General features: G+C 67.9%; 17 protein-coding genes and 1 pseudogene. 9 read left to right on the top strand and 9 right to left on the bottom strand.

All coding sequences use genetic code 11. The features are described from left to right. Window positions 1-1,176 (top strand): MFS transporter, encoded by a 1,176-nt coding sequence (locus IEY61_RS22425; RefSeq protein WP_189047506.1) that lies wholly within the window; start codon window positions 1-3, stop codon window positions 1,174-1,176. Then, complete coding sequence (locus IEY61_RS22430; protein WP_189047508.1) at window positions 1,173-2,546, top strand: amidase; 1,374 nt, start codon at window positions 1,173-1,175, stop codon at window positions 2,544-2,546. The genes IEY61_RS22425 and IEY61_RS22430 overlap by 4 nt, the downstream gene beginning before the upstream one ends. A 193-nt stretch (window positions 2,547-2,739) precedes the next feature. On the opposite strand, the gene IEY61_RS22435 is transcribed toward IEY61_RS22430, so the two are convergent. The 4 genes from IEY61_RS22435 to IEY61_RS22450 form a co-directional block, all read right to left on the bottom strand. Next, window positions 2,740-3,456 (bottom strand): enoyl-CoA hydratase/isomerase family protein, encoded by a 717-nt coding sequence (locus tag IEY61_RS22435; protein WP_189047510.1) that lies wholly within the window; start codon window positions 3,454-3,456, stop codon window positions 2,740-2,742. Next, window positions 3,453-4,610, bottom strand: coding sequence for an acyl-CoA dehydrogenase family protein (locus tag IEY61_RS22440; RefSeq protein ID WP_229706329.1), 1,158 nt, complete (start codon window positions 4,608-4,610; stop codon window positions 3,453-3,455). The genes IEY61_RS22435 and IEY61_RS22440 overlap by 4 nt, the downstream gene beginning before the upstream one ends. Before the next feature lie 10 nt (window positions 4,611-4,620). Next, window positions 4,621-4,884, bottom strand: a complete 264-nt coding sequence (locus IEY61_RS22445; RefSeq protein WP_189047514.1) for a hypothetical protein — start codon at window positions 4,882-4,884, stop codon at window positions 4,621-4,623. Window positions 4,885-5,155: 271 nt separating this feature from the next. Further along, window positions 5,156-5,788, bottom strand: a complete 633-nt coding sequence (locus tag IEY61_RS22450; RefSeq protein ID WP_229706330.1) for a cyclase family protein — start codon at window positions 5,786-5,788, stop codon at window positions 5,156-5,158. Window positions 5,789-6,192: 404 nt separating this feature from the next. On the opposite strand from IEY61_RS22450, the gene IEY61_RS22455 reads away from it, so the two are divergent. Then, window positions 6,193-6,570 (top strand): hypothetical protein, encoded by a 378-nt coding sequence (locus IEY61_RS22455; RefSeq protein ID WP_229706331.1) that lies wholly within the window; start codon window positions 6,193-6,195, stop codon window positions 6,568-6,570. A 170-nt stretch (window positions 6,571-6,740) separates the two neighbouring features. On the opposite strand, the gene IEY61_RS22460 is transcribed toward IEY61_RS22455, so the two are convergent. Both IEY61_RS22460 and IEY61_RS22465 read right to left on the bottom strand, forming a co-directional pair. Continuing rightward, complete coding sequence (locus tag IEY61_RS22460) at window positions 6,741-7,364, bottom strand: AAA family ATPase (protein ID WP_189047516.1); 624 nt, start codon at window positions 7,362-7,364, stop codon at window positions 6,741-6,743. A 99-nt stretch (window positions 7,365-7,463) separates the two neighbouring features. After that, entirely contained in the window at window positions 7,464-7,883 is a 420-nt protein-coding gene (locus IEY61_RS22465) for an NUDIX domain-containing protein (protein ID WP_229706332.1), read from the bottom strand. A 297-nt stretch (window positions 7,884-8,180) separates the two neighbouring features. Between IEY61_RS22465 and IEY61_RS22470 the strand changes: the two genes are divergently transcribed. Next, entirely contained in the window at window positions 8,181-8,912 is a 732-nt protein-coding gene (locus IEY61_RS22470; RefSeq protein WP_189047520.1) for a phosphotransferase enzyme family protein, read from the top strand. 57 nt (window positions 8,913-8,969) lie between these two features. On the opposite strand, the pseudogene IEY61_RS22475 reads toward IEY61_RS22470, so the two are convergent. Further along, a pseudogene (locus IEY61_RS22475) lies at window positions 8,970-9,329 on the bottom strand (alpha/beta hydrolase family protein); the annotation flags it as partial. Window positions 9,330-9,976: 647 nt separating this feature from the next. Between IEY61_RS22475 and IEY61_RS22480 the strand changes: the two are divergent. From IEY61_RS22480 to IEY61_RS22495, 4 genes are all read left to right on the top strand, one after another. Beyond that, window positions 9,977-10,426: a hypothetical protein gene (locus IEY61_RS22480; protein ID WP_229706334.1), complete on the top strand. Its 450-nt coding sequence runs from the start codon at window positions 9,977-9,979 to the stop codon at window positions 10,424-10,426. Window positions 10,427-10,610: 184 nt separating this feature from the next. Continuing rightward, entirely contained in the window at window positions 10,611-10,892 is a 282-nt protein-coding gene (locus IEY61_RS22485; protein WP_229706335.1) for a GNAT family N-acetyltransferase, read from the top strand. A 1,693-nt stretch (window positions 10,893-12,585) separates the two neighbouring features. Then, complete coding sequence (locus IEY61_RS22490; protein WP_189047524.1) at window positions 12,586-12,969, top strand: PadR family transcriptional regulator; 384 nt, start codon at window positions 12,586-12,588, stop codon at window positions 12,967-12,969. Beyond that, the gene (locus tag IEY61_RS22495) at window positions 12,966-13,862 is read left to right on the top strand and encodes a hypothetical protein (protein ID WP_189047526.1); all 897 of its coding nucleotides are present in this window, start codon (window positions 12,966-12,968) and stop codon (window positions 13,860-13,862) included. The genes IEY61_RS22490 and IEY61_RS22495 overlap by 4 nt, the downstream gene beginning before the upstream one ends. Window positions 13,863-13,902: 40 nt before the next feature. Here IEY61_RS22495 and IEY61_RS22500 read toward each other — a convergent pair whose 3' ends face one another. Both IEY61_RS22500 and IEY61_RS22505 read right to left on the bottom strand, forming a co-directional pair. Then, complete coding sequence (locus tag IEY61_RS22500; protein WP_229706336.1) at window positions 13,903-15,150, bottom strand: WD40/YVTN/BNR-like repeat-containing protein; 1,248 nt, start codon at window positions 15,148-15,150, stop codon at window positions 13,903-13,905. 97 nt (window positions 15,151-15,247) lie between these two features. Continuing rightward, the gene (locus tag IEY61_RS22505; protein WP_189047530.1) at window positions 15,248-15,592 is read right to left on the bottom strand and encodes a DUF1330 domain-containing protein; all 345 of its coding nucleotides are present in this window, start codon (window positions 15,590-15,592) and stop codon (window positions 15,248-15,250) included. A gap of 169 nt (window positions 15,593-15,761) precedes the next feature. On the opposite strand from IEY61_RS22505, the gene IEY61_RS22510 reads away from it, so the two are divergent. Next, complete coding sequence (locus tag IEY61_RS22510) at window positions 15,762-16,562, top strand: helix-turn-helix domain-containing protein (protein ID WP_189047599.1); 801 nt, start codon at window positions 15,762-15,764, stop codon at window positions 16,560-16,562.

Here is a 16,562-nt window from a genome sequence, read left to right on the forward strand (position 1 = left end):
GTGGCTTCGGCGCGGCGGGATCCCCTGCTGTGGGCAGCCTGCCTCTTGCTGGTCATCGCGATGATGGCCAGCCTCACACCAACCCCGCTCTACCCCAGGTACCAAGCGGAGTGGGGCATCGGAGACGACCAGGTGGGCCTGGTGTTCGCCGGCTATCCCATCGGGGTGGTGCTGGTGCTCATCGGCCTCGGCGGCCTCTCGGACCGACTCGGACGCCGCGATACGCTCCTGCTCGGACTGGCGGTGCTGCTTGCCGCCATGCTCGTCCTCGGGTTCGCCAGCAACCTGGTCGCCCTGATCAGTGGCCGCCTTGTCCAGGGCGCAGGCGCCGGACTACTGGTCAGCTCGGCGGCGGCCGCTCTGATGGAGTCCCATCCCGACGGTCCGGACCGGGGCTCCTTCGTCAACACATTGTGCGTGTCGCTCGGGGTCGCCATCGGGCCATTCGTCGCAGGCAGCCTGGCCAGTACCTCTGATCGCCCGCTCCTGGTCCCCTACCTGGTGATCGCCGTCCTGCTCCTGCTTCCGCTCGCGCCGCTGGCGCGCTCCCGGACCGACCGGACGGCCCCGGGGTCCGTACGTGTCGTGCAGGCCGTGCGCGTCCCTCGACTCCTCCTGCGTCGCTTCTCCGTCGCCGCGGCGGCCGTCTTCTCCACCAACATGTGTTTTGGCCTGTTCGGTGCGTTCGGCCCGCAGATCGCGCACCGGATGGGTTGGACATCGGAGGCCGCGAGCGGTCGCCTCGTCTCGCTGACACTGGTCGCGGTCATAGCGGCTCAGCTCGGCGGCCGGCGGCTGTCGCGGTCCGCGGCGATGGCACTCGGCGTGGTCCTCGCCCTCCTCGGATGGAGCGCCACGGCGGCCGGTGTCGCCAACCTCTCCCCCGTCGCCGTGATGCTGGGATCGGCGCTGCTCGGCCTCGGCGCTGGGCTGTGCCTGCTCGGGAGCGCCGCACTCGTCGGCGTGATCTCCCCACCGGGCCGAGAAGCAGAGATCTACTCGGCGTACCTGGTCGTCGCGTTCAGCACCCTCGCGGGCACCGCCCTGGCGGCCGGCCCGGTGCTGACCCGGTTCCCGCTGGCGGCCGTGCTGGTCGCGGCTGTCGTGGTCTCGTCGCTCGTGGCTGCCTGGGTGCTTCCCGGCGTCCGCCGCATCGCAACGGAGGAGCTCGCTTGACACCCCGTACGATCACCCAGTCGCTCCACGACCTTCAGTCCGGGGCCCTGACGGCGGTGGCACTCCTCGACGAGGTCGAGGCCGCGGCCGACCGCTGGGATTCGTCGTTGGGCGCTTACCTGTACCGAAGCGGGCAGGCCGCCCGGGCAGAGGCCGAGCAGGTCGACGCACGACGGGAACGCGGTGAAGTACTGGGCCCGCTGGCCGGCATACCGCTCGGGATCAAGGACGTCATCGCGACGTACGGCGCTCCCACGACCGCACAGAGCCTCATCGCGCGTGATGCGAAAGTCGACGCACCGACGGTCGCGCGGCTGCGAGCGGCTGGTGCCGTCCTCACAGGCAAGACCAGCACCATGGAGTACGCGCTCGGCTTCAACGATCCCGACAAGCCATTCCCCATGCCACGCAACCCGTGGGATCCGCGCCGCTGGACCGGTGGGTCGAGCTCCGGTACCGGCTCGGGCATTGCCGCCGGCTTCTTCCTCGGCGGGCTAGGCACCGACACCGCGGGATCGGTACGGATGCCTGCTGCCTGGTGCGGCGTCACCGGGCACAAGCCGACGTACGGAATGGTCCCCCGAACCGGTGTCTTCCCGCTGGGCTGGACCTACGACCACGTGGGACCGTTGGCGCGGACCGCGGAAGACTGTGCCCTGCTTCTGTCGGTGATCGCGGGACCCGACGGGCAGGACCCGACCACGACCGGTTACGGCTTCGCGTACTCACCTGAACCGGTGCGGCCGTTGCGGGGACTGCGCATCGCGCTGGCGGTGGACCCGCTGGAGATGTCGACAGCCGAGGTGTGCCGGCTGACGCGGGAAGCGGCGGAGGTGTTCGCCGCGGCCGAAGCGGTGGTCACCGAGATCAGGCTGCCGCACTACGCCGAGGGCGTGGACGTCACGATGTTGGGCCTCGCCGCCGAGGCGCTGACCTACCATCGCACCGATCTGCGCCGCCGATGGGAGGACTACGGCCGCCCGACCAGGTCGGCGCTCATCACCGGTGCCTTGCTGTCGGCGGCCGACTACGTGCAGGTACAGCGGGTACGCCGCCATCTCGTGCGAGCCGTGGCCGACCTGTTCGACGGCATCGACTTGGTGTTGTCGCCCACCGCCTCACGGGCGGCACCGCTGGTCGACGGGCTCGACTTCGACGAGGTCGTGGCGATGCTGCAGACGGCGTACTGGAACGCCACCGGAAACCCGGCGCTGTCTGTGCCCATGGGTCTTACCGACGGCATGCCGGTCGGCCTGCAGATCGTCGGCCGCCCGCACGCCGACCAGCTGGTCCTGGACGCGGGACGGCACTTTCAGGACCTTACCGACCATCACCTGCGGACACCCGACCTGACAGAGGACGAGCGATGAGGTTTCCGGACCCCGACGAGTGTGTACGGGCGCTGCTTGCCGTCGCTGGTCTCCAGCCGTCCGAGGAGGAGATCCGGGCAGCGGTCAAGGGATACCGGGCCCTGCGGTCGGCGCTGCAGCGGCTTCACGATTTCCCGATCGACCACGAGGAGGAGACGGCGCTCGGATTCCGGCTCACGGCCGACCTGGATGCTCAGACCCGGCGACGCCCGGCTGAGTCGTGGCCGACCAGCAGCGCCACAGACGCCGCCACCTCGCGTTCGTAGGCGCTTGCCGCTCGCTCCCGCTCGTCGTCTCCCCATAGCCGACGGGCTACCGCCCTCCGGCCGGGATCGAGGTGACAGAGCGCGTCCACCACCTGCGTGACGGTTGCGTCGAGGTCGCTTCGCGGCACGACGCGGGCAGCGCCGGACGAGCCGAGCATGCGCGCTTCCACGTGTTCGCCGGTGAGCATCATCCGTCGCACCAACGGGGGCGGGAGGAGCCGTTCGGCCACCGCCGCGCCGAGTGGGAGCCCGAGTTCGAGCTCCGGTAGCCGCAGCCAGCCGTCCTCCGCGAGCACCGCCACGTCGGCGCAGGCCACCAGCAGCGCCCCCGCCCCGACGCACGCGCCCTGCGCGGCCACGACGACGGGGCCACGGCAGCGCAGGACCGCCAACACGGCGGAGGCACCGTGTCGCAACTCCTCGATGAAACGCCCTTCGGCTACGGCGGCCTCATGCTGGTGGAGGTCTTGGCCGGTGCAGAAGTGCCGGCCAGCGCTACGCAGGACCAGCACCTGGTCGGCCGTGACCGACTCGGCAGCCGCGCGTAAGCCGGCGTACCGCTCGTGGTCCAGAGCATTGCCGCGGCTGCCGTCGAAGTGGACAGTGACCACAGCTCCGACGGTGGTGACGGTGAGCCCGCTCATCGGTAGGAGCGGGGCAGCTGCAGGGCCCGGTGGGCGATGTGGTTGAGAAGCATCTCCGTGCTCACCGGAGCGATCCGGAACAGTCGGACCAGGCCGGAGAGTGTGGCCAGGCCGTACTCCCGGGCCATCCCATTGCCACCGTGCGTCTGGATGGCTACGTCGAGGGCGTAGGACGCCGTCTCGGACGCCTCCACCTTCGCCATCGCGGCCGCGACGCCGCCGGTCTCCCCGCGGTCCACGGCCCGTGCCGCCTCGAGGGTGAGCAGCCGAGCCGCGGCCAGGCGGGTCTCCGCTCGTGCCAGTGGGTGCGCGATGGCTTGGTGGGTGCCGATCGGCTCGCTCCAGACGACTCTCGTCCTGGCATAGTCGGCGGCCTTGTCGATCGCGTAACGCGCGATCCCGTTGAGCAGGGCGGCGCTGAGGATGCGCTCGGGGTTGAGCCCGGTGAAGAGCACGCGCAGGCCGTGCTCGCCTCCAACGATGGCGTCCGCGGGCACCCGGACCGCATCAAGGAACAGGGAGTACTGCCGCTCCGGCGAGATGATCTCCACAGGGATCGGGGTGCGGGCCAAACTCGGCGCGTCAGTGGGTACCAGGAAGGCCTTGGGGCCGGGCGGAAGGTTGTCGGGACCTCCCGCGGCATTGGCGATGACTACCATCGCGTCCGCGTTGTCGACGTGGGAGACGTAGTACTTCTGGCCGGTGATGATCCAGTCGCCGTCCTCGAAAACGGCGCGCGTGGAGATGTTGTGCGCGTTGGAGCCTGCGTCAGGTTCGGTGATGGCAAACGCGAGCACGCGGGAACCGTCGGCGAGGCCGGGGAGCCAGAACGCACGCTGCTCGTCGGACCCGTAGTCGATCAACATCTTCGCGCACACCGCTGGTGACAGTGCGATGAGCATGAGAGGTAGGCCGCAGGCGGCGATCTCCTCGGCGACGACGGCGAGGGCCTCGATTCCTTGCCCTCCGCCGCCGTACTCCTCCGGAATCGCGACGCCCAGCGCACCGAGGTCGCCGAGTTCCTCCCAGAACTCGCGGGCATTCCCCGCCTCCTCGCTGGTCCGTAGGTAGTAGTCGTGGCCGTACTTCTCGCACAGCCTGCGTACGGCGACCCGGAGGGCGTCGAGCTCCTCGGTTCCTGCGGTGGCGGTCACGGGGATCCTTTCAGGCATGCTTGCCGATGACGCAGACGTCACAGATGTCGGATTCGGTCGCCGCGGTGTCGTGCCGCAGCCAGAGGTCGACAAGGTCGCGGGCTTGGCCCCAGCGGGTGGTGCGTGGCCGGGCACTCAACCGGTCGTAGGGCGTTCGGGCGAGCACGCGCGCCCTCAAGTCGACCAGAGCCGTCTTGACGCCGGCAGGGTCCCTGAGCGGCGGACGGGCCTTGCCGTCGGAATTCAGCATCGCGAGGTGCTTCAGATCTGCCATGCGGCCGCCCCTCACGCTGTGGGGGCGAATGCGGATGGCCGACTGCATGACCGCGCCGCAACGTGGATGGGGGTCGTCACGACCATGGATGGTCACCTCCGCGAAAAGTATGATGTATTGACTCTGGGGCAGTCAAGATCCCGCCAACCGCCACTTTTCGCTGGCAATCTAACCCGCCACCAGAGGTCTGACGAATCCGTACGGGGCGAGCGCTTGCCGTAGCCCTGGCGCTTCACGCCAGCCGGCTCGTCACGACAGGACTCTGCCGGCTTTACCAGGTGGCGAGCACGCGGGCCTGACCACCGGAACCGCGCTCGTACGGGATGAGACCCACGAAGATCGTCGCGCCGTTCCGTGGAATGCGATCGAGGTTGGCGAGGTTCTCCAACCCGTAGCGGTCGGCGCCGGTGAGGATCAGATGCGTGTCGAACGTCGCCGAGTTGCCCGGGTCGATGCTGAGCGTATCGACGCCGAGGCTGCGGATCCTGCGATGGCGCAGCAGCCACTCGCACGCGTCCTGGCCGAAGCCGGGGAAATGCAGCGTGCCCGCCGCGTCGGTGCCCCGATACGCATCCGGATCACTGACCTTGGCACCCCAGCCGGAGTACATCAGGACGGCCGCGTCGTCCGGGATGCGTCCGTACTGGCGCTCGAACGCCCGGATGTCATCCACGGTCACCACCGCATCGGAGTTTCGGGCAGCGCGGACCGCGATGCCGATGACCACGGCCGGGGTGACCAGTTCGGACGGCTGCAGCTCCGGCGCCGTGCGGCCGCCCGCCGTGAAATGAGCGGGCGCGTCGACATGCGTGCCGGCGTGCTCGTTGATGCGCCATTCCTGCTCGTAGTACCCGTCGTTCTCGATTGTGCCGGCGGTGCGGCGCACCGCTTCCTGGCCGGCCAACGTTGAGGCTGCCGGGAATAGCGCAGCGAGCCTGCCTCCCTCGCCGCAGTGGATCCGGATCCGGAGCCCGAGGACGAGGTCTTGCTGGGCGGGGTGTGGCAGCCGGTTCTGGGGCAGGCGGCGGGGTGCTGTGGCTGTCTTGAGCGGTGGTGGTGGCCCTGTTCCTGATGCGCCGCAACGAGTCGCAAGCGGCAGCCGGCAAGTTAGAGCGGAATTCGCCCAATCGATCACCGGATCACCCGAAGCCGATCCACGGATCGAGGCTTATTCGGATGTTCGCCGGCCACGCTCTCGCGGGTCAACAGCCGGCTGCGACCGTTGCTGGGCCAGGCCACCGTCCTGACCGGCTCGGGTATCGCTGAACGTTGGACCGGGCACCGCGAGTCGTCACGTACAGTATCGAAATGTCGATGACCGAAGCAGGTATGTTCCACCCGGCGCCAATCAAGCCCACGATGTCCTACGAAACGCTGGCGCAGATCGATGTCAGGGTAGGCACCATCGCCAAGGTGGAAGACGTCGAGAAGTCGGACAAGCTGGTGCGCCTCATCGTGGATTTCGGCGACCACCAAAGAAACGTCCTCGTCGGAATGAAGAAGGAACGCGACAACCCAGCGGAGATCGAGGGGCTGCAGGCGCTCTTCGTCGTCAACCTCGAACCTCGGAAAATGATGGGCGAGGTATCCGAGGCGATGATGTTCGACATCGGGTATGCCGACAAGGTCGTCCCAGTGCTCGCGGTGCCGGAGCGATCCGTGCCGAACGGCACTCGCGCCGGCTGACGCCACCCCGCCGAGGTATGCGAGGACGGCCCACTGGTAGCCCCCACAGTGTCGTGCTCCTCATCAATGCGCCTCGTTTTTCTGGTGACCGGTTCCCGTCACGCTTGAAGGCGAAGGGGAAGTGGGTCTGAAGTACCGGAGCTTCGGCGTGACGTGGGTTGTCTGCGGCGTCATGGAACCGTCGCCTCTGCGGCATGTGGTTGTGCGGATTCGCGGGCACAGTGGCGGCAGCGCCGGGGGCAGGGCGTCTGCGGGTCGACGGTGGTGAGGCCGCTGGTGTGCAGGATGGTGGTGACGGTCTGTTCGAGGGCGCTGGTCTCGCTGATGAGGGTTTCGTTGGGGATGCCGAGCAGGTCGCGGTGGGTGTACCAGGTGCGCATCTCGTCGGGGGTGACGGGGATGGGTTCGTTGCGGTTGAGGTGGCGGTTGACGGTTTCGTCGAAGGACACGTCCAGGTAGAACACGGCGACCGGCCCGGGGTGGTTGTCGATGAGGTGGTGCAGGGCGGTGCCGTAGCGTTCGGTGTGCAGGATGCCTTCGAGGATGACGTGGTAACCGAGGTCGAGCGCGGTGCGGGCGGCCGCGGTGATGAATGCGGGGGCGACCGGTTGGATGTGGGCGCTGTCGTGTTCCCGGAGCAGGGTTCTGCGTAGGTAGTCCTGTTCCAGCAGGGCGGCGCCGCGTCCGAAGCGGCGCCGGACCTCGCGGGCGGCGGTGGTCTTTCCGCTGGCGGAGTTGCCCCTGAGGATGACCAACGTGGGTGAGGTCGGTCGTGTTGGATTCGACGTCGTCATGGCGTGCTCTTTCAGGCGGTTGCGGTCCGTCGGGGCAGTGGTGCGGCGGATTCGCTCCGGCTGCCGCGTATGCCGGTGGGCCGAACGGGACGTGTGCGGCTATGACCAGCCGCTGAGCGCGAAAGGTGCCCGGTCTCGGAATGCTCGTACGCAGGCGGCGGTATAGGGGTAGGTGTTCGACGGCAGGAGGTCAGCGGGAAACCATTCGATCTGGGCGCACTTGTGCGGCTCGGCATTGACCGGCTCGCCGTGCAGGATCGGGTCGAAGGCCACGGCGAAGGCGAGGCCAATTCGGGCGAGGCCGCCGGAATTGCGGTGGTGCACGGTCGTGACCATCAGCGGCTCCGAAGGATCGAGGCACACGCCGATCTCTTCGCGTGTCTCGCGGACGATGGCGGTGATGGCATGTTCACCGTGTTCCAGCTTGCCGGATGGCAGGTTCCACTGCCCATCCGCGTAGCCGGTGCCCTCGCGGAGTGCGAGCAGGATGTAATCGGCGTGGGTGAGCAGGAGCAGCACGTCTACCGGGTGCGTAGGTGGGAGGGCCACGCCGGCCGAGGTTAGCCGGACAATCCCGGAAGCAGCGGGTCGACCCGCCAGACAATCCATGCCACGCGCGCGGCGGTGTCGAGTCCGCCGGGTACGTCGACTGACAGCGGGTACGTGACAAATCCCAGCTCATAGGCACCGCTGATCAACTACGCATCGCCCTGAGGGCGAGACGGAGACGAGCACCATGATTCGCTGCTGCCGAGTGTGCTTGTGGGCGGGATGCGCCGAGAACAGTGATGTTCGGAGCCCCGTAACATGTGGCCAATGGGGTGGGAGGCACTCGGGCAATGGGGTGACGACGTCGCTCGCATCGAACCGCTCGCTGGCGGAGTCGCTAACGACGTGTGGAGCGTACGCGTCAACGGGCACCTCGCGGTCGGTCGTCTCGGCACCAGGAGCGACGCTGATCTTGCCTGGGAGACAGCGCTTCTCCAACACCTCGACCGTGAAGGTCTGACCGCGCCGGTCCCGATCCCGACTACGGACGGCCGGCTGTTCGCCGACGGTCTGGTGGTGATGACCTACCTGGATGGCGGACCGCCCGAGACGCAGGCCGACTGGCATCGCGTGGCCGGCACGCTCCGCAAGCTGCATCGGCTGACGCAGGGCTGGCCGCAGCGCCCAGGCTGGCGATCGTCGACCGACCTCCTGCACGCCGAGACCGGGACGAAGATCGACCTCGGCGCGATGCCCCCTGAGAGCGTTGCTCGATGCCGGGCAGCGTGGGCGCGGCTCGCCGGGCGTCAGACATGCGTCGTGCACGGCGATCCCAACCCTGGCAACATCCGCATGACCGCGAGCCAGGTCGGGCTGATCGACTCGGACGAGGCGCATGTCGATGTTCCCGACCTCGACCTCGTGCTGCCCGACAACGCCGCCGGCCTCGACGACGGCGCGCTCGATATCGCCGGGCAAGCGTCGGCCGCATGGGAGGCCGCTGTCTGCTGGGACGACGAGTACGCCGTCAGGCGGCTCGCCGAAGTTCGAGCGGTCTGACAGGTGGTCTGGCCTGCCGCGCTCAGCGATAGCGGTCGTGGCGGTCGGACGTTGGGGTCATCCGAGCCACCGGTCGAGCCATGCGTGGGTGCGGCGGAGCACGTCGAGCTGGTGGTTGCGTTCGCGGATCGAGTGGTTCTCCCGCGGGTAGACGACGTACTCGTGCTCGACTCCGAACCTACGTAGCGCGCGGTGGAAGAACTCCGCCTGTGATACCGGAACGTTGGTGTCGTTCTCGCCGTGCATGATCAGCATCGGCGTGCGGACCCTTGAGGCGTACGAGATCGGGCTGAGCCGGTCGTGGCGGTGTGGATCCGGTCCTTCCCAGCCGCTGCTGCCGCCGAGGGCAGCCTCGAACGGCCCCTGCTCTCCGGTTGCGGCGAGCATTCCCCAGTCGCTGATTCCGGCGCCGGTCAGTGGGAGGTGCCCGGACACACCACCGGCCCAGCACGTGACCGCCTGCACAACACCGTCGACCAGCCCCACCCGGTGCAGTTGCGCCGTGCCACGCTCGGCGCGGTCGGAGAGAAAATAGATCAACAGCGAATCCCCGGCCCACCGGGGCGCCGAATCGTACGCCTCACCCGAAGTCAATCGTCGCGGAGACCCGGTCCCGTCGACGGCGACGACCCAAAGTTCGCTGACCGGATGATCACCAACCCGCCCGACCGGGGCGACCACGTAGGCCGCCCACCTACCTCCGGCGACAGCGCCAATGCCTGCGGAACCCGACCGTCAACCACCAACTGGGCGGTGAGCTGTGTACGGGCCACCGACGCACAGTATCGATCAACTCCTACGGCGGCCAACCGCAGCCGCAACACGCCGCAGCATGTCTACGGTGCCCTCCCAGGGCTATCCCGGTCTCGACCACCCGCCCCGGCGTCTATCACCAACACGACGCCCGATTGGCGGCAAATGAGCACATTCATCGACCGGCTCGCCAGAGGCTGTCGAGTGCGTACACCGACCCTGACCGGGATCATGCATGCCGCGTGGCTGCTGTTCTTCTGCGCGGTATTCTTCGCGTGCCGCTCCGAAGCCGTATTGCCTACTCTGGTCGTATGGAAGCTCGGAAGACCAGCGTCTGGCGGAGCCGTTACAGCGTGACGGACCGAGGCCGAGAGATCACGGTGTGGGACCGCTCGATGTGGAAGAGCGGTGGCGAGTTCGAGTTGGACGGGCAGCGTTTTCAGGTCCGCTCCAACGCCTGGGGCAACAAGTACACGATGGTCGACGACGCGGGGGCTATGGTCGCCGCAGCCGACCGGGTAGGCCGCAAGCGGTGGACCGTCGAGGCGGCCGGGCAGACCTACCATTTCCGGCGTAAGTCCTTCTGGGGCGAGGAGGAACTGATCCTCGGCGACACGCCGGTGGGCTCGGTGCGCAAGACCAGCTTCTGGCGCGGCGACGTAGCCATCGAACTGCCGGGTCTCGCGACAGCGTTGCAGCTCTTCGTGTTCGGCGTGGTCATCAGCATGTGGGACGCGCAGGCCGCAGCGGCAGGAAGCTGAGCTGTTACTAGTGCGGTGTCCGCATGAGGGAATGACGCCTGTGATCCGGGTAGGCCGAGCGGCCGCCTGAGTGCCGACCACGCGACGGATGGTCGTCGCGCGGCTCTATGCATGGTTGAGCGGTCCAACGCTTCACTCGTCCACCGCAGCATCTCTCATGCATCGAGGCTTACGTTGATCATGGATGTCCGCATCCAGCAGTCCGTCGTCGCCAACCTTTCCAACCGACCCGCGCCCGTCGAGGTTGGTCGCAGCCTTCCGCGCGGCTGATCGCAAACCCCGCCTGGAGTACGTCACCAGCTGTGCACCCGCCCTGGAAGCGATCACCGCCGACATCACCCGGCGGCTGTTCACCGCAGGTGCGGAAATCGCCTGGCTTGAGGCCTCCGGGGAGGAATCGTGGCGGGTATATGAGCGCGTCGGCTACCGACCCGCCGGTCAACGGCTCCACATCGCCCTGAACTGAGGTCCGACGCAGAACCCGGGCCGAGGTCACCGACCAAGGCCCGGGCCACCCCTGCTGGTTCACCACGGAACAACCGCTCATCGGCAGCTCAGGATGCCCGCTCCACTCAGAAGCCAGTTACCGGCCGTGACCGCTCGCGATCAATCAGCGGGCACGGACGGCGGCATGTCCGCACACCGGATCATGATGCGATCATCAGTTCGGCGGCTGCGGGGCGCCTCACAGTTTCGGGCAGGCACGGAGCCACATGCAGCACGCGGTCGGGCACGGTGACAGTACGGACCACCGCTCCTACGATCGACGCAAATGAGAAACGCATTGTGGATCGCAGTCTCTGGAACGGCGCTGGTACTTGTGGCTCTCGCGTTGGTCGCACTGCTCCGACGGCGGCGAGCGACCGAAGGCAGAGCCAGCGCAATGCTCGCGGCCCGCCGAGCCATCCGAAGGAACGCAGACGAGCGGCGTCGTCGAGGTCGCGGCAGCATCCGCGGCCAGGGGTACGGCGGGGACACCAACCGGGCCTACGATGCCGGCGTTACCAGCGATAGCGGCGGCATGCCGTAATCCGACTGCGCTGACCGACGGGACCACGGCAGAGACCCAGCAAGTCGCGCCCCACGCGGCAGATGAGCGTGCCGGTCCTCGATCCGTGCACAGCACGATCGAGCCGCGGCAACCGGTAGATCGCCATCACCCATCACGTCTATGCGTGGGCGTCATGCTGGCCGTGAGCGTCATGCTGGTCGGCGTGTCGGAGCAGAAACCAGGTCTTCGTCCTGCGGCAATACCTCGGATCACGGTCCGTCATGTCGCGTTGATCGGGTAGCCCGTCGTTCTGGCGCTGATCAGGTTCTGTTTCGACGTGGCGGGACTGGTGCATCCCGCCGAGGCTGTCCGGATCCGCTTGGGTTCGAGCGGCTCGATGCCGGATGATCGTCTCGGGCACCTGGCTGGCGTGCGGGGAGCGGTGGTCGTCAGGATGCTGATGTCACCGTGACATGAATATGTCAGGGTGACATGACGCCTGTTCGGGACGTGCCTCTGGCAGGGCGACCCGGCGTACGGCCGATGTCCGGCCCTTCCACGCGTTACCCCGATCAACGTTGGTAGAGACGGCACTAGCAGACCGGAGACCGCGAATCCGGAAAACTGCGATGCGATTCGCCGGGGCCCGGCCACGGACTCGTCGATCAGACGTGGCCTCGCCCCATGGTCTGGACGAGGAGGTTGCCGACCGCATCATCGCCGACTTCACCCCCGAGACACCCGCCCTCTACCGAGACCGGACCGCTCACCGGTCGTGGAACGGGTGGCGGGGCTACCTGCGCACCACCGACGACCATGAGCTGCCTGGCGCTGCAACAACGATGCGCCCAACGCCTCGGCGCCGCCTGGCAGAACGACCTGAATACGGGACACCTACCGATGCTCGAAGACCACCAAGCCGTCGCGGCCGCAATCCGGCATGGCGGCGTGGGCCGCGGCTCCACGATCGACGGAGATGAGAGGCGCGCAGTCACCGGGACGGCAGCGACATTGTCGAGCACCCGGAAGGCTGATCACTCGATACCGCGCCGGGGCGGCGCACACCCGGGCGTCCTGCATGCACCGTCTTGTGGGGACGATCAGGTCAACCGGCCACGGTGCACGGTCACCTTGGCTAGATACTCATGGAGCTTGTATATTCAAAACCATGCGATCGACTTCGCGTCCCGCGCTGCGGGAACCGTCGTACTTCGTCCTTGCTGCCCTGCTCGGTGGCCCGCTCCACGGTTATGCCGTGATCAAGCGGGTGACTGAGCTGTCCGATGAACGGGTGACACTCGCTGCCGGCTCGCTGTACTCGGTGATCGACCGGCTGCTCGGCGAGGGGCTCATCACCGCCGACGGTGAAGAGATCGTCAACGGGCGTGCCCGTCGCTACTACCGGCTCAGCGACGAGGGCTACCGCGTACTCGCCGAGGAAGCCGACCGGCTCGCCCGGGCCGCCCGGGTGGTCATGGACCGCCTGCCGCACCGGAGTTTCCCGCAGGGAAGCACCCATCAACCTTCTATCGTGAGGATCAGACCAGCATGAGTTCTGATGTTCTGGAGAAGCGCTACCGCATGCTGCTGCGGGCCTATCCGGCCGGTTACCGCCGCGAACGCGCCGACGAACTGATCGACACGTTGATCGGCGACGAACCGACCACCCGCCGCTGGCCCAGCATCCGGCAGGCAGCCTCGCTGATCCGGGGCGCCCTACAGGTGCACGGTGGCAGCACCGCGGCCCGGCCCACCGCCGTGCTGCTCTGGCAGGGCATCCACCTGGGCGCCATGGCGGTGCTGGCGCTGGGGGCGCTCATCGGCCTGGACGACCTCGTCGAGGCGTTCCAGTTCGGCGGACTCTCGGACCCCCTGGCCGTCCTGCGGAATCAGGGCATCCACGCGGTCATGGTGAGCGCGGCGCTGGTGGCGCTCGTCGCGGGCCGCACCCGCACCGCTGCCGTCCTGGTGGTGGCTGCGGCGGTGGTGCCGACCGTCATCTCCCCGTACCTGCTCTCCAACAGCCTGCCGCAGTGGTGGGCACCGGTTGTCGCCACGCCTTTGATCATGGTGGGCCTGCGGCGTCCGGCGGACGTGCCGCCGGCGCCTCGAGCCAACGCCGTTCTGGTCACCGCCGGCATACTCGCCCTGCATCTGATCCCTGCGGAAGGCTTCCGCATGGTCGGCATGAGCTCGCAGATCGTTGCCGCCACCATGGTGATCGCCGGGGCAGGCGCCTTCCTGTGGGTGGCGACGGCCGACCAGCGACTGCTGATCGCCGTCGCCCCCACCCTCCTGCTGGGCACGCTCTACCAACTGGGCAACGCCGGGCCGACGGGGGAACTGCTGCACCGGCCCGACGCCCTGCCGTCCCTGGTCGTCGCGGTCCTCATGGCAGTCGGCGCGGTCGTCTCGACCCGGATGCGGCAGCGCACCCGCGCCTGACCAACCGACCGGCGGTCCGGCCACGGCCGGACCGCCCGGGCTACGGCGCTGGTACCGAGATCGGTGACCACGTCACCCCGCCGTCCAGCGACGTCGAGTAGGACCCGTTGCCCTTCTGGGCCGTGATTATCCCGCTGCGTTCGATGAAGTAGGAGACATTGGGCCCGGCCCCCGGTCTCGTAAAGGTGCGCCCCCCGTCGGCGCTGGTCATCGGGCCGTTGAGCTCCGTGCCGATCAGAAGACGTCCATCCGGTCGGACGATCGCGCCCAGGATCGAGGCGGGTTGCTCTTCGCCGTTCCGGATCCGGGTCCACGTTCGGCCCGCGTCCGTGCTGGCGTACATGGGCCCGAAGCCGTTCTTGGCGTCCTCGCGCTGGACGGAGAACACCGCGTACCAGAGGCTGCCAGGTCCCACCAGCAGCCTGGGCCCGTACAGCAGCTTGTCCGGCTTGGGGAATCGCGACACCGACCAGGTACGGCCGCCGTCGCGCGTAGTGGCCAGAGCGGGAACGTCGCCCCGGGCGGTGCCGGAGATCCATCGGGTGCCGTCAGGGGCGATCGTGGACTCCGACGAGCCGTGGACCCGCTCCAACGGCACGTTGGGCACCTTCAGGCGCAGGCCGGTGTCCGGGTCGATCACCGTCAGTTCGCGGATTTCGCAGTTCGTATCGCGACAACGAACGTGTAGACGCCCGGCGGCTGGGATCTCGGCGACGTTTCGCGCCACGGAGTCGGGTGCCGAACGCCACGTACGGCCGGCGTTGATGCTCACCCACCACTTTCCGCGGTCTTCGATCACGACGGTATCTGTGGTGACAGCGTGCAGGTCGGCGCTATAGCCCTCGGTCGGTGGAACCTTCGCCAACGGAAGCGCCCGATGCTGGTAGGTGCGACCACCGTCGATGCTGACTGCCAGGCCGTACGAGCAATGCTGCTTACCGTCGGGGCAGGTCGCGGTCAGCGCGAACCCGTGATCCCGGTCGACGAACTGAACGAACAGGGCATCGAATCGCGCCCTGTTCACCTCGCCGGCATCCACTCCGGTAACGGCATTATCGGAGTACGTCGCGTTCGCCGCCGCGGCGCTGCCCCGGCTGACCTTCCCGTCAGGTGCCCGGTGCGTAACCGAAACGCCGATCGTCGCCAGCAACGCCGCCACAACGAAGGCGCTACCAACTCGGCGGCGCCACCAATCTGCGGTCTGCGGCCGCCGGTCAGACGGTAGCTCGTCATGAGGTGGGTTGGGCTCACTCCAGACGATCAGCTCGCGGCGCGGTGTGACGGGCATACGGCCATCTCCTCCCGGTAGGTGCATGAACGATCGACACCGCCGGGACGAGAAGGGTTCCAAACCAGGGCTGGAGGCACGGGGCCAGATTCAGACGCTACAGACCGTTGGCTTGACGGAGTTCGGCAGCCATCTGCGATGAGCTGTGGTCAGGCTCCACACCTTCGACAAGAATCACCTCGCCGGCGAGGTGCATCGTCCGTAGCGGCTTGATCTCCTGATAGTTGCTGGAGTCGTACCAGGAGCGGGCCTTGGTCATGTCAGGAAACTCGATGATCACCACGTCGCCCGGCCAGCTGCCCTCCAGTACGTCGATGGTTCCTCCGTGGACGATGAACCGCCCACCGAAGGGGGCGAGGGTGACCTGGACGCGCTCCATGTACTCCAGCACGTCGGCGTGGATGGGTTCCCTGCGCAGGTGAGCAAGCGCGTACGCGGTCATGACTTCTCCGTTCGTCAGGTCGGTTCCCGGGCGCTGTTTCGCGGGAACGGCGCAGGGTTGCCGCCGCACCTGGAAGAGATGATCTCCGGCGCCTTGGCGCGCTGTCGATTACCCCGCAGGTAATGATCTGTGCGCCAGCTCGGCAACTAGGGTCGGCGGCGTGACGACTATGACCAGGATGGTGCGGCCAGTCGGGGATCTGCTGCGCGACTGGCGCCGAACTCGCGGGATGAGTCAGCTTGACCTATCGATCGAGGCGGGGGTGTCGGCCCGGCATCTGAGCTTCGTAGAGACCGGCCGAGCCCGGCCGAGCCCGGAATTGATCCTGCGGCTGGCGGAGCAGCTTGACATGCCGCTGGCGGAGCGCAACAGGATGCTGCTCGCCGGCGGCTACGCGCCCGCCTACCCCAGCCACGAGCTGAGCGACCCAGAACTGGCTCCGGTACGTGCCGCCGCACGGCACGTCCTCGACGGACACAGCCCGTACCCCGCAGTCCTCATCGACCAGCACTGGCGTCTCGTCGAAGCCAACCCTGCCGTCGCCCTGCTCACCGCCGGCGCCGAGCCCCACCTCCTCACCCCACCGATCAACGTGCTGCGGCTCAGCCTGCACCCCGACGGCATGGCTCCGCGAATCCTCAACCTGCCCGAGTGGCGCGCCCACCTGCTCCACCGGCTGCGCCAGCAGGCCGCGACAACCAACGACCCGGCCCTGTACGAACTACACGAGGAGCTTCGGGGCTACCCCGGCGGCAACGGCCATGCGGCACCGATCAATGACGCCGTTTCGCGCGTCGTCATCCCGCTCCGGTACCGCCACAACGACCAGGAGCTGTCCTTCTTCAGCACCACCACCCTCTTCGGTACGCCACTGGACGTCACCGTCGCCGGGCTGGCCATCGAGGCCTTCTTCCCTGCCGACCCGACGACCACCGAAACGCTCCACACTTTCGCCCTCGCCAAGGCATGA

The organism is Micromonospora sonchi (genome assembly GCF_014646235.1).
Taxonomy (GTDB): domain Bacteria; phylum Actinomycetota; class Actinomycetes; order Mycobacteriales; family Micromonosporaceae; genus Micromonospora; species Micromonospora sonchi.

Coding starts and splice junctions, on each gene's coding strand:
- IEY61_RS22460 (WP_189047516.1), bottom strand. CDS start 7,364: ATGACGACGTCGAATCCAACACGACCGACCTCACCCACGTTGGTCATC.
- IEY61_RS22500 (WP_229706336.1), bottom strand. CDS start 15,150: ATGCCCGTCACACCGCGCCGCGAGCTGATCGTCTGGAGTGAGCCCAAC.
- IEY61_RS22495 (WP_189047526.1), top strand. CDS start 12,966: ATGAGTTCTGATGTTCTGGAGAAGCGCTACCGCATGCTGCTGCGGGCC.
- IEY61_RS22470 (WP_189047520.1), top strand. CDS start 8,181: ATGGGGTGGGAGGCACTCGGGCAATGGGGTGACGACGTCGCTCGCATC.
- IEY61_RS22505 (WP_189047530.1), bottom strand. CDS start 15,592: ATGACCGCGTACGCGCTTGCTCACCTGCGCAGGGAACCCATCCACGCC.
- IEY61_RS22445 (WP_189047514.1), bottom strand. CDS start 4,884: ATGGCAGATCTGAAGCACCTCGCGATGCTGAATTCCGACGGCAAGGCC.
- IEY61_RS22455 (WP_229706331.1), top strand. CDS start 6,193: ATGTCGATGACCGAAGCAGGTATGTTCCACCCGGCGCCAATCAAGCCC.
- IEY61_RS22490 (WP_189047524.1), top strand. CDS start 12,586: ATGCGATCGACTTCGCGTCCCGCGCTGCGGGAACCGTCGTACTTCGTC.
- IEY61_RS22485 (WP_229706335.1), top strand. CDS start 10,611: ATGTCCGCATCCAGCAGTCCGTCGTCGCCAACCTTTCCAACCGACCCG.
- IEY61_RS22480 (WP_229706334.1), top strand. CDS start 9,977: ATGGAAGCTCGGAAGACCAGCGTCTGGCGGAGCCGTTACAGCGTGACG.
- IEY61_RS22435 (WP_189047510.1), bottom strand. CDS start 3,456: ATGAGCGGGCTCACCGTCACCACCGTCGGAGCTGTGGTCACTGTCCAC.
- IEY61_RS22510 (WP_189047599.1), top strand. CDS start 15,762: ATGACCAGGATGGTGCGGCCAGTCGGGGATCTGCTGCGCGACTGGCGC.